This is a genomic window from Pseudomonas sp. SWRI51, assembly GCF_014268825.1.
In the GTDB taxonomy this organism is placed as follows: Bacteria; Pseudomonadota; Gammaproteobacteria; order Pseudomonadales; family Pseudomonadaceae; genus Aquipseudomonas; species Aquipseudomonas farsensis.
Genome location: NZ_JABWRG010000014.1, coordinates 1 through 21052, shown reverse-complemented (window position 1 = coordinate 21052; position 21052 = coordinate 1). Strand labels below are relative to the sequence as shown.

The window sequence follows — 21052 nt, the reverse complement described above, 5'->3', positions numbered from 1 at the left end:
ATCCGCCGTCTGCACAGCGTAGACGGCAGGGTCAGCGTGACGATGGAGCGTCAGCCGACGTCCCGTACCAGGATGGGCAACCTCAAAGAGGGGAACCAGAAGTGTCAGCAGATACCAGCCCCGTTTCAGCGCAATTTCACCGTGAGCTCTCTATGGAACCTGGAAACGCCCAGTTGTCGATGACCGTCCTGATGACCCCGGACATGGCCAACTTCTCTGGCAACGTACACGGCGGCACCCTGCTCAAGTACCTGGACGAAGTGGCCTATGCGTGCGCCAGCCGTTATGCCGGCAGCTATGTCGTGACCTTGTCCGTGGACCAGGTCATTTTCCGCGAGCCTGTGCATGTGGGTGAGTTGGTGACCTTCCTGGCCTCGGTCAACTACACCGGTAACACCTCGATGGAGGTGGGTATCAAGGTGGTGACCGAGAACATCCGCGAGCGCTCGGTGCGCCATTCCAACAGCTGCTTCTTCACCATGGTTGCGGTGGACGACAACCGCCGCCCGGTCCCGGTGCCACCGCGCCAGCCGCTCAACAGCGAAGAGAAACGGCGCTTCTTGCAGGGCCAGCAGCGCCGCCAGATCCGCCAGGAACTGGAGCAGCGCTACCAGAACCTGAAGACCGACTCGATCTGAGCGGACTACCCACTGTAGGAGCGGCCTTGTGTCGCGAAAGGGCTGCGCAGCAGCCCCAGTAGCTGCGCATCATGCAGAATCGCTGGGGCCGCTACGCGCCCCTTTCGCGGCACAAGGCCGCTCCTACAAGAGACCGCGTCGATTGTGAGGTTTTTCAGATCGCCAGGCGCTGCGCCTCGAAGCGCACGCGCGGGTGGGCGATGCGGTCCTGGGCCCGCACCAGTTGTAGCTCGTAGCTGGTGCAGGCCTGGGTTTCCAGCAGTACCTCGTGCACAGCCGCGGCGGTGAACTCGAACGCTTGCAGCCAGTCGTCGCCCAGCAGCACGCGCGCCAGGAACAGGCCTGAAGTCAGGTCGCCAACGCCCACCGGCTGGCGCGGGAAGGCCAACAATGGGCGGCGCAGGTGCCAGCTGCCTTCGCCCGTCACCAGCAGCATTTCAAAACTGTCGTCGGCGCGGCCGGGGTAGTTCAGGTGTTTCACCAGCACCACCTGCGGCCCGCGGGCCAGCAGGCTGCGGGCCATGGCCACGCAGTCTTGCAGCGACTGCGCACGGCGCCCGCAGAAGCTGTCCAGCTCAAGCTGGTTGGGGCACAGAATGTCGGCCTGCGCTGCCGCTTCATCGAGCAGGAACGTGCCTACTTCAGCCGGCACGATGCAGCCCTTCTCGGCGTGGCCCATCACCGGGTCACACAAGTACAGCGCCTTGGGGTTGGCCGCCTTGATGCGCGCCACCCCGGCAAGAATCGCCCGGCCCTGTTCGGCGCTGCCCAGGTAGCCCGACAGCACCGCATCACAGTTGCCCAATTCGCCGATGTTGCAAATGCCTTCCACCAACGCAGGAATTTGCGCCGGAGCAAGCACTTCGCCCGCCCACTGTCCATACTGAGTGTGGTTGGAGAATTGCACGGTGTTGAGCGGCCAGACATTGACCCCGACCCGCTGCATGGGAAACACCGCGGCGCTGTTGCCGGCGTGCCCGAAGACGACGTGGGACTGGATGGCGAGCAGGTGCGGTGTACGTTTCATGCAGATAATTCCGAAACTGTGAACAAATAGGCGGGCCGCAGTATGAACCCGAATGCCACCTGTACGACAGGCCAGAGACGCAGTTAAGCTGGATCGACCTGTCTGGAGCTAACGCAAATGCTGACCCTGGAAAACCTTTTCGTCCTGATGCTGGTGGCGGCCGCAGGCGCCTGGCTGTGGCACAACCATGGGCTGCGTGAAAAGGCCCTGGCGCGGGTCAAGCAGCATTGCGCCAAGCTCGACCTCGAACTGCTCGACGATGCCGTGGCGCTCAAGCGCATCGGCTTTGTGCGCGATGCCAATGGCCGCAAGCGCCTGGCGCGCATCTACAACTTCGAGTTCACCGTGACCGGTGAGCAGCGCCACCCAGGTACCGTGACCCAGTTTGGCGCCCACACCATGCAGATCGAACTGGCCCCCTACCCGTTCGAGATCAAGACCCCGCCGCGCACCGGCAATGTGATCGAGATGCAGCAGTGGCGCCAGGAGCACAACCGCTGGGGCAATTGAACATCAGCCCAAACGGCAGGCAGCCAATGCCGCCTGTAAAACCGGCAATGGCTGCTGCTCGGCGAAGATAAGCTCAAGCCGGGAGTCCTGCCGCCATTCGCTGGGTTGCCAGAGGGCGTCGCTGCTGGGCACGGCATTGAACGACTGCCAACCGTCACCGCTGTGGATAACCCCTTTGGCCCGCTGCCACGGCCACTTATTCAAGGCATCACGCAGCAACTGTGCATCGAAGCGCTGACTGGGGTGCCAGCGCCAACCCACACTCCAACCGCCTTCACCTAGCTGTGCCTGGCAGATCGGCTGGTCAACATCTGTCCACAGGGCCGGCATACTGCCTTGCAGGTTGTCCACAGGCGGATTTTCCGCACCTGGCGAGCGACTTGCACCTGTGGAGAAGCCCGGCACCAGACCCAGCGGCAGCTCACCATTTTCGGTCCAGTAGGCCGCAACGTCGGCGAACTTGTGGGTTATCAACAGGCGGCTGTGCTCATTCACGGCACGCGACTTGTTGAACACCAGCAACGCACAGGCGGGCAATGCAGCCTGCTGCGCATCGGGCAGCGGCTCACCCCTGGCCAGAGCCTGGGCATCGAGCACCATCAGCAGCGGCTGCACAGCCAGCACACCGGCCCAAGGCGCCTGCGCCAGTTGCATCAACAGCTGGTGCGGATGGCCGAGCCCGGATGGCTCGATGAACACGCGGTCAGGGCGTGCCTTGCGCAGCAGTCGGCCCAGGCCCACTTGGAATGGCATGCCGTTGACGCAGCACAGGCAGCCACCCGCGACTTCGCCAATGGCGATGCCGTCATCGCCTTGCGCCATGAGGGCTGCGTCCAGGCCGATCTGCCCGAACTCATTCACCAGCACAGCCCAACGCTCACCCGCTGGCCGTTGTGCAAACAGCTGGCGGATCAGGCTGGTCTTGCCAGCGCCCAACGGGCCGGCGATGACATGGGTGGGGATGTTCTGCAGCATGGCCTTGGTTTCGCCTCAGGTTTGGCGCCAGTCTACCCCGCGCCAATGCCTATGGGTGACCGCGCTTCATGCCAGCCAGTCCAGGCTCAGCAGCAAGCGCCGCTCGCCGGCTGGGGTTTGCGGCGACCTGTGGACAACGCCTGCACCTTCGTTGCCCTGCCATTTCTCGCCTTTGAGCAGCGCCACATCACCCGGCACCAGCTGCCTTATGTTATCCACAGGCGGCAGTTGGCTGGCCAAGTGCTGGCGATCAATCGCACCCTCTTCCAGCCATTCACTGCCTGCCCCGCTGTAGGTGCTGAGCAACCGCAGCGGTACATGGTCGACGTGAAAACGCGGGCACATCGCGCCATCGAGCACGCGCAGCCGCAGCCCCACCCGGCGCGCCCCGACCAGGCAGATGTAGGCGGATATCAGCCAAGCCACATCGGCGACGAAGCTCTCATAGCCATGCAGTTCCGCCGCCTCGCGCAGCAGGCCGGGCAGTTGCGGTGGCTGCTGCTCGTCTACCTCGATAACCCGTTCGTCGGCAAAGGTGTGGCCCAGGCTGAGCACCAACGCGGAAAAGTCCTGCACCTGAACGGGCAACTGCCGCTGCCACACCGCCAGGTTGACGCCATCACGCAGGATATCGGTCATTACCTGCGGCGAAGGGCCGAAGACGTGGGAGATATCCACAGCCGTCATGCAGCCACCTCTTCGAACCACGGGCCGAACGGGTCAGGCAGTTCGCGCCAGGCTTGCGGGCTCAACGCCATTTCTGCTTCGGTCAACAGGCACGCGTCCAGCTCTGTGGATAACTTGGCGAAGTCGATGTTCTGCCCGATGAATACCAGCTCCTGGCGGCAATCGCCGGTCTCGACCGCCCACTGCTTGAGGATGGCAGCGGTGCTTTCTTCGTCCTGTGGCCAGTGCTCGCGGGGAACGAACCGCCACCAGCGCCCGGCCATGCCATGGCGCATCATGCCGCCAGCCTGGGACCAACTGCCCGCCTCCTCGTACTTGCTGGCCAGCCAGAAGAACCCTTTGGAACGCAGCAACCGGCCGTTGCTCCACGGCCTGTTGATAAAGTCGTAGAAGCGCTGCGGGTGCAGGGGCCGGCGCGCCTGCCAGGTGCTGGCGGCGATGCCGTACTCTTCGGTCTCGGGCACGTGTTCGCCGCGCAGCTCCTGCAGCCAGCCCGGCGCTTGCGACGCCTGGTCAAAGTCGAACAGCCCGGTATCGAGGATGCGCGACAGCGCTACTTCGCCCATTACCATCGGCACGATTTGCGCACGGGCGTTGAGGCTGCGCAGGATAGCCGTCAGTTCCTCGCGCTCGTGCTGGCTGATCATGTCGATCTTGCTCAGCAGCAGCACGTCGGCGAACTCGACCTGTTCGATCAGCAGGTCGCTGATCGAACGCTCGTCATCCTCACCCAGGCTCTCGCCACGGCTGGCCAGGCTGTCGGCGGCCTGGTAATCGTGCATGAAGTTCAGCCCGTCGACCACCGTGACCATGGTGTCGAGCCGCGCCATATCGGAAAGGCTGCGGCCTTGTTCATCGCGAAAGGTAAAGGTTTCGGCCACCGGCAGCGGCTCGGCGATGCCGGTGGACTCGATCAGCAGGTAGTCGAAGCGGCCTTCTGCGGCCAGCCGCGCCACCTCTTCGAGCAGGTCCTCGCGCAGGGTGCAGCAAATGCAGCCATTGCTCATCTCTACCAGTTTTTCCTCGGCGCGGTTCAGGCTGACGTTGCGCTGCACCTCGCTGGCATCGATGTTGATTTCACTCATGTCGTTGACGATCACCGCAACCCGCAGATCTTCGCGGTTGCGCAGCACATGGTTGAGCAAGGTGCTTTTGCCGGCGCCGAGAAAACCGGACAGCACGGTGACAGGAAGACGGTTGGGCATGACGAACCTCATCGGGCAGGCGCATTCGAAGCGATGCGTTTGCACAATGTTATAGTATAACAATACACTTTCGCCAACCCAGCTTCACCAACGGTCGCCTCCAAGGAAACAAACCATGACTAGCCTGGCCCTTCCCGATGTCGCCGCGCAGAGCAGCGATCAATCTCAGCCACTGGATTGGGTCGGCATGTGCGGCATTGCACTGCCAATCGTGGTGGAGGGCCATTGCTTGAGTGCACGGGCTGATGCCGGGGTAAGCCTGGACGACGGCACGGCTCGCGGCATTCACATGTCGCGGCTTTACCTCGCGTTGGAAGCCTTGGAGCGACAGCCGTTGAGCAGGCCAGTGCTGCGGGGGGTGCTGGAGCAATTTCTGGGCAGCCACCAAGGCCTGTCCAACCGCGCCTACCTGCAATTGCGGTTCGACCATCTACTCAAGCGCCCAGCACTGATCAGCCCGCTGGCAGGCTGGAAGCACTACCCAATCGCGGTGAATGCGCGCTTGGAAAACGGCATGTTCCACGTGGAACACTCAGTGGATATCGCCTATTCATCCACCTGCCCGTGCTCGGCTGCACTAGCGCGCCAGCTGATTCAGGCACAGTTCGACAGCGACTTCCCGGGGCAGCAGCTGGGCCGGCAAAGCGTGCGCGACTGGCTCGGCACCAGCAACGGCGTGGTCGCCACCCCGCATAGCCAGCGTAGCCTTGCCCGTTTGCAGGTGCGGTTAGGCGAAGGTGAGCTGGACATCAAAGCCTTTATCGACCGCGCCGAAGCGGCCTTGGGCACTGCGGTGCAAACCGCTGTGAAGCGCGCAGACGAACAGGCCTTCGCCTTGGCTAACGGGCAAAACCTGATGTTCTGTGAGGATGCGGCGCGGCGCTTGCACCGGGCGCTACGCCAGATGCCGGGCATCGCGGCGTTCAAATTGCGCGTGGAACATGCAGAAAGCCTGCATGCCCACGACGCGGTAGCCGCCAGCCACTGGCGGTGGTGATCAGCTGCGGGGTTTTACCGTACCGCAGTCGTTGCCCAGCCAAACAGCGCGGGTATCCATGCTGCCTTGCTGTTGCACCCCAGAAGCATTGAAGGTGCCGTTCACCTTGGTCAGGAACTCGCGGTCGCTGAGGAAGGTTGCCTGGCCTTGGCCTTGAGCTTTAGGGCAGCTGAACTCGAACTTCCAGACATTGCCGTTGCGCTCGGTGATTTTCTGCGTGCAGCCGGATTGCGGGTCCTGCAGCGGAATGTCGTCAGTCTTCACTTGCTCCGGCGTCAGGCACGAACGCACGCCCTTGCCGCCCACGCTGATGCCTTGCTTAGCCAGCACGCCTTCCATCATCGCGCGCTGCTCAGGCGGCAGGTTTTTCATCTGGCCGAGCATGAACTCCATGTCGGGTAGCGGCTTGCCATCGACCTGCATGTTGCTGGTGGTCAGTTCCCACAAGCCGGGTTGCAGCATCTGCGCGTGGACCAGCGGGCTGCCCAACCCCAGGGCCAGGGCAAGCAGTGGCAGACGAATCTTCATGGATCAGTGCTCCTCGAAATACCGGCTCTGGCCGGACTGTGCCGTTAGACGCCAATTATGCCTGCGGGTTGCAGCCAACCCCATGAACGTGGTCTGTTAGGCAGGTGCCAACGGCAAGCAGGATGCATATGGATTACCACAGCCCCTACTTTTTCGGCTACGTGCTCGGTGTTATCCACCTGCTCGGCATCGTCGCCGCGCTGCACGCCGTGTTTACCGTGCGCACCGCCCAAGGCGCCATCGCCTGGGCCATGCCGCTGTTCTTCATTCCTTACCTGGCACTGATCCCGTACCTGGTGTTCGGCGCACGCTCTTTCTATGCCTACATCCAGGCCCGGCGCCAGGCCAACCAGGAAATGCACGTGGCCATGGCCAGCCTCAACTGGCGGCCTTGGGTGGAAGAGGCCCTTACCGCGCGCGAGTCCGACAGCTACGCCGCCCTGCGCGCACTGCCCAAGCTTGGGCGCATGCCGTGCCTGGCCAATAACGAAGTGAAGCTGCTGATCAACGGCGAGGCCACCTTCGCGGCCATTTTCGCCGCCATCGAACGCGCCCGCGATACGGTACTGGTGCAATTCTTCATCATCCACGACGACAACCTCGGCCAGCAGTTGCAGCAGCTGTTGCTGCGCAAGGCCGCCGAAGGGGTGCGGGTGTTCGTGCTGTATGACCGCGTCGGCAGCCATGCCTTGCCGGCGCGCTACAGCCAGACGCTGCGCGACGGTGGCGTGGAGATCCAAGCCTTCGCCACCCGCCGTGGCTGGTTCAACCGCTTTCAGGTCAACTTCCGCAACCACCGCAAGATCGTGGTGGTGGACGGGGTGCTGGGCTTCATGGGTGGGCATAACGTGGGTGACGAATACCTCGGTGCGCACCCGCAACTGTCGCCATGGCGCGATACCCATGTGCAGATCTGCGGCCCGGTGCTGGCCTGCTTGCAGGAGTCGTTTGCCGAAGACTGGTACTGGGCCACGCGCCAGCTCCCCCCGCTGATTCTGCCCGACACCTACCCCGAGGACGGCGTGCTGTGCCAGGCACTGGCCAGTGGCCCGGCCGACCCGCAGGAAACCTGTGCGCTGTTCTTTCTGGAAGCGATCCATTCGGCCACCCGGCGGGTGTGGATCACCAGCCCGTACTTCATTCCCGACGAAGCCATCTTCGCCGCCCTGCGCCTGGCCGTGCTGCGCGGGGTCGATGTGCGCATCCTCATCCCGTCGCGGCCCGACCACCGCATCGTCTATGCCGCCTCCAGCCTGTTCGCCTTCGAGGCAGTACGCGCGGGGGTGCGCATGTTCAGGTATCAGCCGGGCTTTTTGCACCAGAAAGTGGTGCTGGTGGACGATGAAATCACCGCCATCGGCAGTGCCAACCTGGATAACCGCTCGTTCCGCCTGAACTTCGAGATTACCCTGCTCACCGTCGACCGGGCGTTTGCCGACCAGGTGGAACAGATGCTCACCGAGGACTTCGAGCAGGCCCGGGAAATTACCGCCGAAGACAGCCGCGATACCCACCGCCTGCAGCAGTTGGGCATGCGCATCGCACGGTTGATTTCACCCATCCTGTGAGTTTCAGCGGTACATGTCGTCGCGCGTCCAGGGCAGCTGATGGTGGCCATCGGCAAAGGGTTTTACCGCAAGGATCTGGTGCAGGTTGATCCAGCCCTTGGTGAAGGCGTAGGCACACCCGGCCAGGTACAGGCGCCAGATACGCAGGGTTTTCTCCGGCACCAGCGCGGCGGCGCGGTGTAGCTGGTTCTCGAGGTTTTCGCTCCAGTGGTTGAGGGTCTTGGCGTAGTGCAGGCGCAGGCTTTCGACGTCCACCACCTCCAACCCCGCTTCGCAGATGCGCGCTGTGATCATCGAAATATGCGGCAGCTCGCCGTGGGGGAACACATAGCGGTCGATGAAGTCGCCCGCACCACGCCCCACCGGGCGGCCATCTACATGCTTGGCAGTGATGCCATGGTTCATCACCACGCCACCTTCACGCACCGCAGCGAACAGGCGTTGGCAGTACAGTTCGAGGTTGGCGTGGCCAACGTGCTCGAACATGCCGACACTGACTGCCTTGTCGAAACGGCCGTCCTGGGGCAAGTCGCGGTAATCGAGGATCTGCAACTCGACCTTGCCGGCCAGGCCTTCCTCCTTGACCCGCTGGCGCGCCAGCTTCAGTTGCTGCTTGCTCAGGGTGATGCCGAACACCTTCGCCCCGTACTCGCGCGCGGCGAACCGCGCCAGCCCGCCCCAGCCGCAGCCCACATCCAGCAGATAGTCGTCGGCTTGCAGGCGCAGCTTGCGGCACAGGTGGTCGAACTTGTCTTGCTGGGCTTGCGCCAGGGTATTGTCCGGCTCCTTGAAGTACGCGCAGGAGTAGACCATGTCCGGGTCCAGCCATAGCTGGTAGAAGTCGTTGGACAGGTCGTAATGGTAGGAAATCGCCTCGGCGTCGGTGCGTTTGTCATGGGCGCAGCGCACCGGCAGCACATCTTCTTCATCCTTGAGCAAGGCGTCGCTGAGTTCATCACAAACGCGGATTACCTCGCCGATATCACCCTCAAGCTCCAGCTTGCCTTCGACGAAGGCTGAACCAAGCTGTTCAAGGTTCGGATGGGTCAGCTGTGCGATCAGCTGGGGTTCCTTGACCACGATGGTGACCTGAGGGTTTGGCCCCAGTTCGAACTGGTTGCCGTCCCACAGTTTCACGCGTAGCGGCAAGTGCAGGCTCTGCAATGCGGGTGGAAGTTGCGCAAGCATTCATGACCCTCCCCAATCGATGACGGGACGTCGCCTTACAGTTAACGACGTCACCGCATCAGGGTAGTTCATTCACACAGCGGGGGCCGTCGAGCAGCCCCCACCGTGCGCACAAGCGCGGGCTCAGCCAATGGCGGCTTTGCGTTGATCTTCTGCGAAACGAGACGCCAGGAAGGGTGTGATATCCAGCGGCAGCGGTTCGTTGTGGATAACTTTATCCAGCATCACGCCGGTGATGGCCGACGTCAGGATGCCGGTGCGGAAATGCCCACAGGCGTTGTAGTACCCGTGGATGTGGTCCACCGGCCCGAGAATCGGCAACTCGTCCGGCGAGCCTGGGCGCAACCCCGCCCAGGTGCGCTTGAGGTTGACCTTGGCCAGCTCCGGCAGGCAGCGGATAGCGCCTTGCACCAGGCCGTTGATCTCGGGGAAGGTGTTGCTGACGTCGAAGCCCTTCTCCTCGGTGGTGCTGCCAATCAGGATTTCGCCGTTGTCCTTCTGCGCCATGTAGCAGTCGCTGGTGGTGATACAGCCATTGAGCAGGCGCGGCAGGCGCTCGGTCAGCACAATCTGCCCTTTCACCGGCTTGACCGGAATGCTCTGCCCGGTGGCCCATTCACTCAGCTCGGCCGCCCAGGCGCCGGCAGCGTTGATCAAGGTCTCGCAGTGGAACTCACCAGCCTCCGCGGTTTGCACACCTTTGATACGCCCGCCCTGATGCAGCACGCCAGTCACATTGACGTTGGGGTACAGGTCGACGCCATTCTGCCGCGCCGCTTCCATGAAGGCGTCGCCCAGGCGATACGGGCTGACCTGGTGATCGCAAAGAAACTCCAGCGCGCCATGGGCATGCTCGGTGACGCCCGGCTCGGCTGCGCGCAAGGCCGCCTGGTCGAGCCAGCGCACCTGGTCAGCCAGGTGCGGAATATGACTGACGATGTGCTGGGCGTACAGCTGGTCCTCTTCGTCCTGAATGATGTACTTGAGGCCGGTGTGCTCGAACTTGAAGTCCATCCCGTGGCGCTCGATCAGCTCTTCGTGCAGCTGTGGATAAAGCGCGTTGGACTGCAAGGCAAAGTCGAAGAAGCACTGCGGCAGGATATGCGGCGTGCTGGAATCGACCACCACCGCCGCGCCATTGGCCTCGCGCTTGCTGCGCGAGGACATCATGCGAAAGAAGATCACCCCGCAGCCCAGCCCCACCGACTCGCCGATGGCCCATAGGCCGCCGGCCGAAGCGCGGGTGGCGTTGCCAGGGCGCTTGCTGTCGATCAGCGCGATACGCAGGTTCTTGCGCTTGGACAGCTGGTAGGCGCACGAGGCGCCGATCACGCCGCCGCCGGCAATGATGATGTCGTAATGCTTAGCCATGTTCAGGCCTCCGTGCCCAAGTGTTCGAATGCAGAAAATGGAATCGGGTCAATCGGGAAGCGTGGCCGCAGCCAGCCCACATCCTTGCGCCCGGTGGCGGTGCGCAGGCGGTCGCTGCAGTAGCCGACGCACATGCGGCCCTGGCAGTCGCCCATGCTCACGCGGGTGCGCATCTTCAGGCTGGCCATGTCCTGCACGCCCTGCTCCAGGGCAAGGTCGATCTGCTCGCGGGTGACGTGTTCGCAACGGCAGATCACCGTCTCGGCCTGGGGCAGTTCGACTTGCGCAGCGCCACGGGCGGTGAAGCGCTCGACGCCGGCACGGAAGCGCCCGATCGCCGCCAGCTTGCCGAGGTAGCGCTCACGCAGTTCGATGGCTTGCGCTGCGTCCAGCTTGCCCATTTGCAGCAATACCGACACCGCAGCGATACGCCCGGTGAGCATTGCCGCCTCGCCACCCCGAATACCGGCCATGTCGCCCGCCAGGTGGACCTCTGGGCGGCTGCTTTGCTGCCACACATTGCACTCGGCGCGCAGGTAGCCGTCGGCACTGAACCCGTGGGCCAAGCCCAATTGCTGGCTGAGCTGGGTGCGCGGAATGAAGCCGTAGCCCACCGCCAGGGTTTGCACCAGTTCGCGCTGCACGCGGGTCATGTCCGGCTTCCAGTCAGCGGTATAGGGCGCCACACTGACTTCGCGCAGCTCATCGTCCCCGCTGGCACCGACCACGCCCCAACCGTAATGCATGGGGATGCCATTAAGCTTCATGTAGGCCAGCAGGCTCAGGCCGTCGAGAAACAACTGCGGCTTGTTGAGCAGTGCCAGGCTTTCGCGGGCGATGCGGTTGAATGCGCAGGCCTCGTAGACGCCCGCCACCTTGGCCCCCGCCGCGTGCAGCTGGCAGGCGACCAGCGGCAGCAGCGGCCCGGTGCCCGCAATCAAGGTGCTGCCCAAGGGCTTCACTACCCCGCTCTTGATCTGCAATTGCAAGCCGCCCAGCAGCATCACCCCTGGCAGCGTCCAGCCAGGGAACGGCACATTGCGCTCGTGGCAGCCGGCGGCCAGCACCAGGTGGCTATAGTCGATTTCGTGCAGGCGTTCGTCGCCGTCGAGCACCATCAGTCGCTGGTCATCGCCGCCCACCACGCGGTGGTTCAGGCGCAGGTCGATATGCTCGGCACTGGCGGCAAAGTCTTCATGCAACGCGGTCAGCGCCTTGGCGTAGCGCGAGCCGAGGTAACCGAGGTCCACCCCCGCGCGCAGCGGGCCGCGATACACCACACCGCCTGCACGCGAGGCTTCGTCGAACAGCAGGCTGTCGACGCCATGTGCGGCGAATTCGATGGCGGCGCCCATGCCAGCCGACCCACCGCCAACGATCACAGGACGCAAGCTCATGGCTGGCCCTCCCCGGCGACCGCGTTCACCTGGGTTTGCACCTGCATCCCAGGGCGCACCACGGTCTGACAGGCCCGGCGCTTGGGCCGGCCGTCGATCTGCACCAGGCAGCAATGGCAAACACCCATGCCGCAGAACGCGCCGCTGGCCTGGCCATGGTCGTTGCGTGCCACCTGGCGCAGGCCGACCGCACTGAGGACGCTGAGCACCGTTTCACCCGCAGCGGCAACGACCGGTTGGCCATTGAGCTGCAAGGTGACATCCGGGTGATCAAGGGGTTGGATATCGTGTGAACGCTGCAGTGTCGTCATGACTTTCTCATCCATGGTTTACGTGAGGTCCGAGAAAGTAGGCCAAGCGCAGATTGCTGCCATTGATCCATGCCAGTCAGCGGGCATGTAAGGCGTTTCCGATAATAGAAGAGCGACCAGCGGCTCTAGGTTGCGGAAAGTCGGATAAGCGGCGTAGGACTATGCAAACTCACCGTTGACAGCCCCTTGAGCGCTTGATAATAATCCGCCACGTTGTACGACAACAGATAACAAAAATAACAAAAGAATGGACCTCCTCATGTCGACATCCCGCACTGCATTCGCACGCCACTCGTACCGCCTGCTCGGCAACCCTCGCCTCTTCGACCCGTTGTGTCCCCCTTCGGGCACCTGACGCCGCTCACCGTAATTTCACCCAAGGCCCATGCCGGGCCCGGTATCCACCGCCCCAACTTCCGGCGCCAACGCGTGCACGGGGGACGGGCAGCTACACCCCCAGGGAGCACAACAATAATGAAAATCGGCCAGACCCTTCCCTTCGCCCTGCTCGGCGCCAGCGTCCTCGGTGGCCTGCCAGCCACCGGCCTCGCCGCAGGCTTCGTCGACGATGCCAAGGCCACGCTCGGGTTGCGCAACTTCTACATCAACCGCAACTTCACCAACCCCGCCAACTCGCAGAGCAAGGCGGAGGAATGGACGCAGAGCTTCATCCTCGATGCCCGCTCCGGGTTTACCGAGGGGCCGGTGGGGTTTGGTGCAGATGTGCTTGGGCTCTGGTCGGTCAAGCTCGACGGCGGCGGCGGCACCTACGGCACCGGGCTGTTGCCACGCCACCAGGATGGCCGGCCGGCCGATGACTACGGGCGCCTGGCGGTAGCGGGCAAGGCGCGGATTTCCAAGACCGAGCTGAAGATCGGCGAATGGATGCCGGTGCTGCCGATTCTGCGGTCCGATGACGGCCGTTCGCTGCCGCAGACTTTCCGTGGCGGGCAGGTGACGTCCAGTGAGCTGGCCGGGCTGACGCTGTATGGCGGCCAGTTCCGTGGCAACAGCCCGCGCAACGACGCGAGCATGGAAGACATGAGCTACGGCGGCGGGCTTTCGGACCGCTTCAACTTTGTCGGTGGCGAGTACACCTTCAATGAAAAGCGCACGTTGGTTGGCGTGTGGAATGCCGAGCTCAAGGACGTGTACCAACAGCAGTACCTGCAACTGAGCCATAGCCAGCCGCTGGGTGACTGGACCCTGGGCGCCAACCTTGGCTATTTCCATGGCGATGACGACGGCGCGGCGCGGGCCGGCAAGCTGGACAACAAGACCTACTCGGGCATGTTCTCGGCCAAGTACGCCGGGCACACCTTCTGGGTGGGCTTGCAGCGGGTCAACGGCGACACCTGGATGCGGGTCAACGGCACCAGCGGCGGGACCCTGGCCAACGACAGCTACAACTCAAGCTTCGACTTGGCCGAGGAGCGTTCATGGCAGGTGCGCCATGACTTCAACTTCGTCACGGTCGGCGTGCCGGGGCTGACCTTGATGAACCGCTATATCAGCGGCGAAGACGTGCGTATCGGCAGCGTGACTGACGGCAAGGAATGGGTGCGCGAGACCGAGCTTGCGTATGTGATCCAGAGTGGGGCGTTCAAGGACCTCAGCGTGAAATGGCGCAACTCTTCGATCCGCCGCGATTTCAACAATAACGAGTTCGATGAGAACCGGCTGATATTCAATTACCCGTTGTCACTTTTGTAACAGGCGATTCGACGGTTGTTTATAAGCCTGTCCTGGCCTCATCGCAGGCTGGCGCCAGCTCCCACAGGGGCCGCGTTGCTCTTGATCTTGTGGGAGCTGGCGCCAGCCTGCGATGAGGCCCTGGCAGGTAACCCAGAACATTAGATCGGCGGAATATTTCAGCCGGGCTGGTACAGGACAGTTGATCACCTGCCCACCATGCCCCGTTGACAACCTGCAAACGCACTGTCGATAATCTTCGCAGTCATACGACAACTTACAACAATTAACAAAAGAGCCGGCCATGACCCCTACTCCCTTCAAACGCCTGCTGCTCACCGGAGCCGCAGGCGGCCTGGGCAAGGTCCTTCGCGAACGTCTGCACGACGTTGCCGAGGTCCTGCGCCTTTCTGATATCAGCCCCATGGACCCGCCACGCGGTGCCGACGAAGAAGTGGTCACCTGCGACCTCGCCGAGAAAGCGGCGGTGCACGCGCTGGTCGAAGGCGTAGACGCCATCATCCACTTTGGCGGCGTGTCGACCGAGCACTCGTTCGAAACCATCCTCGGCCCGAATATCTGCGGCGTGTTCCACGTCTACGAGGCCGCGCGCAAGCATGGCGTCAAGCGCATCATCTTCGCCAGCTCCAACCACACCATCGGCTTCTACCGCCAGGACGAGCGCATCGACGCCCACTCCCCACGCCGCCCGGACAGCTACTACGGGCTGTCCAAGTGCTACGGCGAAGACCTTGCCAGCTTCTACTTCGACCGCTACGGCATCGAAACCGTGAGCATCCGCATTGGCTCATCGTTCCCCGAGCCACAAAACCCCCGCATGCTCTGCACCTGGCTGAGCTACGACGACCTGGTGCAACTGATCCAGCGCGGGCTGTTTACCGCCAATGTCGGCCACACCATCGTCTACGGCGCCTCCGACAACCGCACCGTGTGGTGGGACAACCGCCATGCCGAGCACCTGGGCTACCAGCCTAAGGACACCTCCGAGGTGTTCCGCGCGGCCGTCGAAGCCAAGCCGGCGCCAGCCGCCGATGATCCGAGCATGGTCTACCAGGGCGGCGCCTTCGCGGCGGCCGGCCCGTTCAACTGACCCTGCACCGCAGAAGGCCTGGCGATGAACTGCGAACTGATCCTCGATGCCCGTAATGGCACCGGCGAAAGCCCGGTGTGGCACCCGCTCGAACAGGCCCTGTACTGGGTCGATATCCCCGCGCGCCAGCTGCACCGCTGGCAACTGGCCGATGGCCTGCACCAGGTGTGGCAAGGCGAGCAGATGCTCGCCTGCATCGCCCGCAGCGCCCATGGCTGGGTGGCCGGCATGGAAAGCGGCATCTTCCAGCTACGCCCCCAGGCCGACGGCAGCCTCGCCAGCCACCTGCTGAGCAGCGTTGCCCATGCCCAGCCCGGCATGCGCTTCAACGATGGCCGCTGCGACCGCCAAGGCCGCTTCTGGGCCGGCACCATGCTCATGGACATGCAACAAGGTGCGCCAGTGGGCGCGCTGTACCGGCATGACGGCGAAGGCCGCCTGCACCTGCAACAGGACGGCATGATCGTGCCCAACGGCCTGGCCTTCAGCCCGGACGGCCGGCGCATGTACCTGTCTGACTCGCACCCCCAGGTGCAGCAGATCTGGGCCTTCGACTACGACATTGATACCGCCACGCCGCACAACAAACGCCTGTTCGTCGATATGCGCGAATACCCCGGCCGCCCCGATGGCGCCGCCGTCGACCAGGACGGCTGCTACTGGATCTGCGGCAACGACGCCGGGCAGATTCACCGCTTCACCCCGGACGGGCGCCTCGACCGCTCGCTCGACGTGCCGGTGAAAAAACCGGCCATGTGCGCCTTCGGGGGCGCCAACCTCGACACCCTCTACGTGACCTCGATCCGCCCCGCCAACACCGACCTCAGCGACCAGCCGCTGGCCGGTGGGGTATTCGCCCTAAACCCTGGCACCCGAGGCTTGGAGGAGCCTGCCTGGCAAGGCTGAACGCCCTGGCATCCAACACTTGCACGAACGAAACCGGATAATAAAAAACACGGAGTTTCATCATGACTTTCAAACGCAAGCTGCTTCTTGCCGTACTCCCGCTGACCTTCAGCCTGGCCATGCCGGCCTCGGCGCTGGACATCAAGTTCGCCGAAATCCACCCGGCCGGCTACCCGACCGTGGTCGCCGAACAGAACATGGGCAAAAAACTCGAACAGGCCAGCAATGGCGCTATCACCTTCAAGATGTTCGCCGGCGGCGTGCTGGGCTCGGAGAAGGAAGTGATCGAGCAGACGCAGATTGGCGCCGTGCAGATGACCCGCGTCAGCCTGGGCATCGTCGGCCCGGTGGTGCCGGATGTGAACGTGTTCAACATGCCGTTCGTGTTCCGCGACCACGAGCACATGCGCAAGATCATCGACGGCGAGATCGGCCAGGAGATCCTCGACAAGATCACCAATTCCGAATTCAACCTGGTGGCCCTGGCCTGGATGGATGGCGGCTCGCGCAGCATCTACACGAAAAAACCGGTACGCCGCCTTGAAGACCTCAAGGGCATGAAAATCCGCGTGCAAGGCAACCCGCTGTTCATCGACATGATGAACGCCATGGGCGGCAACGGCATCGCCATGGACACCGGCGAGATCTTCAGCGCCCTGCAGACCGGCGTTATCGACGGCGCCGAGAACAACCCGCCGACGCTGCTCGAGCACAACCACTACCAGAGCGCCAAGTACTACACCCTCACCGGCCACCTGATCCTGCCGGAGCCGGTGGTGATGTCCAAGACCACCTGGGACAAGCTCACCCCCGAGCAGCAAACCCTGGTGAAAAAGGTCGCCCGCGAAGCGCAGATGGAAGAGCGCGCCCTGTGGGATGCCAAGTCCGCCGCCAGCGAAGAGAAACTCAAGGCGGCCGGTGTCGAGTTCATCACCGTCGACAAGAAGCCGTTCTATGACGCCACTGCCTCGGTGCGCGAGAAATACGGCGCGCCTTACGCCGACCTGATGAAGCGTATCGACGCCGTCCAGTAAAGCCGGCCCCTTCCAAGACAAACCCGGCAGTGCGGCGCCCGTCGCCCTGCCGCTTTGGTGATGCCAATGAAATCACTGTTTCTGAGCGTGAACGACACGCTGTATCGCGGCTGCATCTGGATCGCCGGCCTGTCGATCCTGACCATGTCGTTGATCATCCCGTGGGGCATCTTCGCCCGCTATGTGCTGGGCACCGGCTCCAGTTGGCCAGAGCCGGTGGCGATTCTGCTGATGGTGGTGTTCACCTTCGTCGGCGCCGCCGCCAGCTACCGCGCCGGGGCACACATGGCGGTGGCGATGATCACCGACCGCCTGCCACCCATCCCGCGCCGGCTGCTGTCGGTACTGGTGCAAGTACTGATGATCGTGGTCTGCGTGTTCATGACCTGGTACGGCACCAAGCTGTGCATCACCACCTGGAACCAGTCGCTGGCGTCGCTGCCAGGCATCCGCGTGGGCATGACCTACGCGCCGATCCCGATTGGCGGTGTGCTGACGCTGTTTTTTGTGGTGGAAAAACTGCTTCTGGGCGATCAGAGCCAGCGCAAGGTCGTGCGCTTCGACCATTTCGAAGAAAGCGAAGGAGCGGCCTGACATGGATGCATTCATTTTGTTGGGCAGCTTTATCCTGCTGATTCTGCTCGGCATGCCAGTGGCCTATGCCCTTGGCCTGTCGGCGCTGATTGGCGCCTGGTGGATCGACATCCCGCTGCAAGCGATGATGATTCAGGTGGCCAGCGGGGTTAACAAGTTCTCGCTGCTGGCGATCCCGTTCTTCGTGCTGGCGGGCGCGATCATGGCCGAAGGCGGCATGTCACGCAGGCTGGTGGCCTTCGCCGGGGTGCTGGTGGGCTTTGTGCGGGGCGGGCTGTCGCTGGTCAATATCATGGCCTCGACGTTCTTTGGCGCCATTTCCGGCTCGTCGGTGGCCGACACTGCATCGGTGGGCTCGGTGCTGATCCCGGAGATGGAGCGCAAAGGCTACCCGCGCGAGTTCTCCACTGCCGTGACCGTCAGCGGTTCGGTGCAGGCGCTGCTGACCCCGCCGAGCCACAACTCGGTGCTGTATTCGCTGGCGGCCGGCGGCACGGTGTCGATTGCCTCGCTGTTCATGGCCGGGGTGATGCCGGGGTTGCTGCTCAGCGCGGTGATGATGGGCCTGTGCCTGATCTTCGCGAAAAAGCGCAACTACCCCAAGGGTGAGGTAATCCCGCTGCGCCAGGCGCTGAAGATTGCCGGCGAAGCGCTGTGGGGGCTGATGGCCATGGTCATCATTCTGGGCGGCATTCTGTCCGGGGTGTTCACCGCAACCGAATCGGCAGCCGTGGCCGTGGTGTGGTCGTTCTTCGTGACCATGTTCATCTACCGCGACTACAAGTGGCGCGACCTGCCCAAGTTGATGCACCGCACGGTGCGTACCATCTCCATCGTGATGATCCTGATCGGCTTTGCCGCAAGCTTCGGCTACGTGATGACGCTGATGCAGATCCCGTCGAAAATCACTACGGCGTTCCTGACCCTGTCGGACAATCGCTATGTGATCCTGATGTGCATCAACTTCATGCTGTTGTTGCTGGGCACGGTGATGGACATGGCGCCGCTGATCCTGATTCTCACGCCCATCCTGCTGCCGGTGATTACCGGTATCGGCGTGGACCCGGTGCACTTCGGCATGATCATGCTGGTGAACCTGGGCATCGGGCTGATCACACCGCCCGTGGGTGCAGTGCTGTTTGTCGGCTCGGCGATCGGCAAGGTCAGTATCGAAGCCACGGTGAAGGCGTTGCTGCCGTTTTATCTGGCGTTGTTCCTGGTGCTGATGGCGGTGACCTACATTCCGGCGATTTCGCTGTGGCTGCCTAGCGTCGTACTTTAAACCCGCGCCGCTCCTACACACAGCTAGCAAAGCGCTGTTTTGCAAAATGGACTCTGCACATGGCTGTAACCTCCCTGGCTCCTGCCCTTTTCCCACGCAAGCTGGCCATCGCCCTGTTGGCGCTGCTGGCGTGTTCCTTCGCTGCCAACCACGTCGCCGCCCGCATCGCCTTCGATGACGGCACCGGCGTGCTGCTGGCCATTTTGTGCCGCTCGGGCATTACCTTCCTGGTGCTCGCCGGCCTGCTGCTGTGGCAGCGCCAGAGCATCGGCCTGCCCAGCGGCACGCGGCGCTGGCAATTGCTGCTGGGCCTGCTGATCGCCACCCAGAGCCTGTGCCTGTATTCGGCCGTGGCGCGCATTCCGGTGGCGCTGGCATTACTGGTGGGCAGCACCTTCCCGATGCTGCTGGCGCTGCTCACCTGGGCGCTGGGCGGCGCGCGCCCGACCGGGCGCACGGTGCTGTTCATGGGGTTGATCCTGTGCGGCCTGGTGCTGGCACTGGATGTGCCTGGGCGCCTGGCCGCCAGCAGTGACGCCAACCCGCACTGGGCGCTGGGCGTCAGCCTGGCCTTCGGCGCTGCCTGCGCGTTCGCCTGTGCCCTGTGGATAACCGACCATAAGCTGGCCAGCGTTCGCGGCCCGGTGCGCAGCCTGCTGACCTTGCTGATCGTGTTTTCCAGCATGTTGGTGGCGGGCGCCAGCGGCGTGATGCCGTCCGGGTTGTCACTGCCGGGCAGCAGCACCGGCTGGGTCGCCCTGGCAAGTCTCGTGGTGTTGTATGGCGTGGCGTTCACCTTGCTGTTCGTCTGCGTGCCACGGCTGAACATGGCGCAGAACGCTCCGGTGATGAATGTCGAACCCATCGCCACCCTGCTGCTGGGCTGGGCGCTGCTGGGCCAGCAATTGGGCAACCTGCAACTGCTCGGCGGCGCCGTGGTGGTGAGCGGCATCGTGCTGCTGACGTACCGCCGGGCCAACTGACCCCTCTTCAAAGGAGCCTTGAATTGGCCGTGACCGAACTGCACCTGCAAGACCACCTGACCCGCCTGAGCCTGGCACCCGCAACCGGCGCCAGCCTGGTCAACTGGCAGGTCAAGGCCACCGGCCAGGCGCTGCTGCGCCACAGCGACGCAGCCGCAATCGCCAGCGGCACGCCGCGGCGGCTGGGCTGCTACCTGCTGGCTCCCTGGTCCAACCGCATCGCCGGAGGCGGTTATGCCCGCCCCGATGGTTGGCAGGCGCTGGCGCCCAATACCGACCATGACGTCTACCCCATCCATGGCAGCGCCTGGTTGCAGGCCTGGCAGGTTGAGCACCACAGCCAGCGCCGGGCGCGCCTGAGCCTGGACAGCAAAGTGCCGTTCGCCTACCGCGCGACGCTGGATGTGGAACTGCATGACGGCTGCCTGCAACTGGACCTGCAGGTCACTCATCAAGACCCCGTCGCCAACTGGTACGGGCTGGGGCTACACCCCTATTTCCCGCGCCATGCCGATACTCGGCTGCAGGCGGCGGCGCAGCATGTGTGGCTGGCAGACGAAGGGCAGTTGCCTTCGCGCCAGGCGGCACTGCCGCAAGACTGGAACTTCGAGGCGCTCGGGCCTCTGCCAAGCGGAGTAGTCGATCATGGCTTTGGCGGCTGGCCGGGCAGCTGCATTATCGAGCAGCCAAGTGCTGGCTACCGCCTGGCGTGCAGCGCCACAGGCGCCGAGCACTTCTTGCTGTTTTGCCCGCAGGGCAAGGACTTCTTCTGTTTCGAGCCGGTCAGCCACCCGGTCAATGCGCATCACTTGCCCGGGCGGCCGGGGCTGCGCTTGTTAGAGCAAGGTGAAGTCATGAGCCTGGGGTTCAGGATGCAGTATCAGGCGCTGTGAGCAGGTAGCGGTGTTTGGGCTTCGCTGTGCGCAGAGCACTGGGGCAGCGTGGGAGATTCTATGGTTTCGGGCAAGTCTCTTTTGATTGTGTAGGAGCGGCCTTGTGCCGCGAAAGGGCTGCGAAGCAGCCCCAGGATCTGAGCACCCTCCAGAAT

At 63.4% G+C, this 21052-nt stretch carries 21 protein-coding genes; 12 read left to right on the top strand and 9 right to left on the bottom strand.

The features are described from left to right. Positions 1–152 precede the first annotated feature (152 nt). Positions 153–638, top strand: a complete 486-nt coding sequence (locus HU720_RS07250) for an acyl-CoA thioesterase (protein ID WP_186518605.1) — start codon at positions 153–155, stop codon at positions 636–638. A gap of 154 nt (positions 639–792) precedes the next feature. Here the strand turns inward: HU720_RS07250 and pdxY are convergent, their stop codons facing one another. Next, on the bottom strand, positions 793–1665 hold the full coding sequence (gene pdxY, locus HU720_RS07245; RefSeq protein WP_186518603.1) for a pyridoxal kinase PdxY: 873 nt from the start codon (positions 1663–1665) through the stop codon (positions 793–795). Between the two features lie 117 nt (positions 1666–1782). On the opposite strand from pdxY, the gene HU720_RS07240 reads away from it, so the two are divergent. Next, the gene (locus tag HU720_RS07240) at positions 1783–2175 is read left to right on the top strand and encodes a DUF3301 domain-containing protein (RefSeq protein WP_186518601.1); all 393 of its coding nucleotides are present in this window, start codon (positions 1783–1785) and stop codon (positions 2173–2175) included. A 3-nt stretch (positions 2176–2178) separates the two neighbouring features. On the opposite strand, the gene HU720_RS07235 is transcribed toward HU720_RS07240, so the two are convergent. The 3 genes from HU720_RS07235 to zigA all read right to left on the bottom strand — a co-directional run bounded on the left by HU720_RS07235 (position 2179) and on the right by zigA (position 5042). Continuing rightward, positions 2179–3150 (bottom strand): CobW family GTP-binding protein, encoded by a 972-nt coding sequence (locus HU720_RS07235; RefSeq protein WP_186518599.1) that lies wholly within the window; start codon positions 3148–3150, stop codon positions 2179–2181. A 66-nt stretch (positions 3151–3216) separates the two neighbouring features. Continuing rightward, positions 3217–3837: a DUF1826 domain-containing protein gene (locus HU720_RS07230; RefSeq protein ID WP_186518597.1), complete on the bottom strand. Its 621-nt coding sequence runs from the start codon at positions 3835–3837 to the stop codon at positions 3217–3219. Continuing rightward, positions 3834–5042, bottom strand: coding sequence for a zinc metallochaperone GTPase ZigA (gene zigA, locus HU720_RS07225; RefSeq protein ID WP_186518595.1), 1209 nt, complete (start codon positions 5040–5042; stop codon positions 3834–3836). The genes HU720_RS07230 and zigA overlap by 4 nt, the downstream gene beginning before the upstream one ends. Before the next feature lie 115 nt (positions 5043–5157). Here zigA and folE2 point away from each other — a divergent pair, with 115 nt between their 5' ends. Then, positions 5158–6039, top strand: coding sequence for a GTP cyclohydrolase FolE2 (gene folE2, locus HU720_RS07220; RefSeq protein WP_186518593.1), 882 nt, complete (start codon positions 5158–5160; stop codon positions 6037–6039). Here the strand turns inward: folE2 and HU720_RS07215 are convergent, their stop codons facing one another. Beyond that, positions 6040–6567: a DUF3617 domain-containing protein gene (locus tag HU720_RS07215; RefSeq protein WP_186518591.1), complete on the bottom strand. Its 528-nt coding sequence runs from the start codon at positions 6565–6567 to the stop codon at positions 6040–6042. 128 nt (positions 6568–6695) lie between these two features. On the opposite strand from HU720_RS07215, the gene cls reads away from it, so the two are divergent. Then, positions 6696–8135, top strand: a complete 1440-nt coding sequence (gene cls, locus HU720_RS07210) for a cardiolipin synthase (RefSeq protein WP_186518589.1) — start codon at positions 6696–6698, stop codon at positions 8133–8135. A 3-nt stretch (positions 8136–8138) separates the two neighbouring features. Here the strand turns inward: cls and cfaB are convergent, their stop codons facing one another. From cfaB to hcnA, 4 genes are all read right to left on the bottom strand, one after another. Beyond that, positions 8139–9323: a C17 cyclopropane fatty acid synthase CfaB gene (gene cfaB, locus HU720_RS07205; protein WP_186518587.1), complete on the bottom strand. Its 1185-nt coding sequence runs from the start codon at positions 9321–9323 to the stop codon at positions 8139–8141. Between the two features lie 123 nt (positions 9324–9446). Next, positions 9447–10694, bottom strand: coding sequence for a cyanide-forming glycine dehydrogenase subunit HcnC (gene hcnC, locus HU720_RS07200; RefSeq protein ID WP_186518585.1), 1248 nt, complete (start codon positions 10692–10694; stop codon positions 9447–9449). A 2-nt stretch (positions 10695–10696) separates the two neighbouring features. Then, positions 10697–12091 (bottom strand): cyanide-forming glycine dehydrogenase subunit HcnB, encoded by a 1395-nt coding sequence (hcnB, locus tag HU720_RS07195; protein ID WP_186518583.1) that lies wholly within the window; start codon positions 12089–12091, stop codon positions 10697–10699. Beyond that, entirely contained in the window at positions 12088–12402 is a 315-nt protein-coding gene (hcnA, locus tag HU720_RS07190) for a cyanide-forming glycine dehydrogenase subunit HcnA (protein WP_186518582.1), read from the bottom strand. Before hcnA ends, hcnB begins: the two co-directional genes overlap by 4 nt. A 474-nt stretch (positions 12403–12876) precedes the next feature. On the opposite strand from hcnA, the gene HU720_RS07185 reads away from it, so the two are divergent. From HU720_RS07185 to HU720_RS07150, 8 genes are all read left to right on the top strand, one after another. After that, complete coding sequence (locus HU720_RS07185; protein WP_186518580.1) at positions 12877–14115, top strand: OprD family porin; 1239 nt, start codon at positions 12877–12879, stop codon at positions 14113–14115. A gap of 283 nt (positions 14116–14398) precedes the next feature. After that, a complete protein-coding gene (locus tag HU720_RS07180; protein ID WP_186518578.1) occupies positions 14399–15205 on the top strand; it encodes an NAD(P)-dependent oxidoreductase in 807 nt (268 codons plus the stop codon). 24 nt (positions 15206–15229) lie between these two features. After that, positions 15230–16111: an SMP-30/gluconolactonase/LRE family protein gene (locus tag HU720_RS07175; protein WP_186518576.1), complete on the top strand. Its 882-nt coding sequence runs from the start codon at positions 15230–15232 to the stop codon at positions 16109–16111. 62 nt (positions 16112–16173) lie between these two features. Further along, entirely contained in the window at positions 16174–17145 is a 972-nt protein-coding gene (locus HU720_RS07170; protein ID WP_186518574.1) for a TRAP transporter substrate-binding protein, read from the top strand. 66 nt (positions 17146–17211) lie between these two features. Next, a complete protein-coding gene (locus HU720_RS07165) occupies positions 17212–17739 on the top strand; it encodes a TRAP transporter small permease (RefSeq protein ID WP_186518572.1) in 528 nt (175 codons plus the stop codon). A 1-nt stretch (position 17740) separates the two neighbouring features. After that, entirely contained in the window at positions 17741–19021 is a 1281-nt protein-coding gene (locus tag HU720_RS07160) for a TRAP transporter large permease (protein ID WP_186518570.1), read from the top strand. Positions 19022–19080: 59 nt separating this feature from the next. Beyond that, positions 19081–20004 carry a DMT family transporter gene (locus HU720_RS07155; protein ID WP_186518568.1) on the top strand — a complete coding sequence of 308 codons (924 nt, stop codon included), beginning with the start codon at positions 19081–19083 and terminating at the stop codon, positions 20002–20004. Positions 20005–20027: 23 nt separating this feature from the next. Continuing rightward, positions 20028–20897 (top strand): aldose 1-epimerase, encoded by an 870-nt coding sequence (locus HU720_RS07150; protein ID WP_186518566.1) that lies wholly within the window; start codon positions 20028–20030, stop codon positions 20895–20897. The last annotated feature ends 155 nt before the right edge of the window (positions 20898–21052 follow it).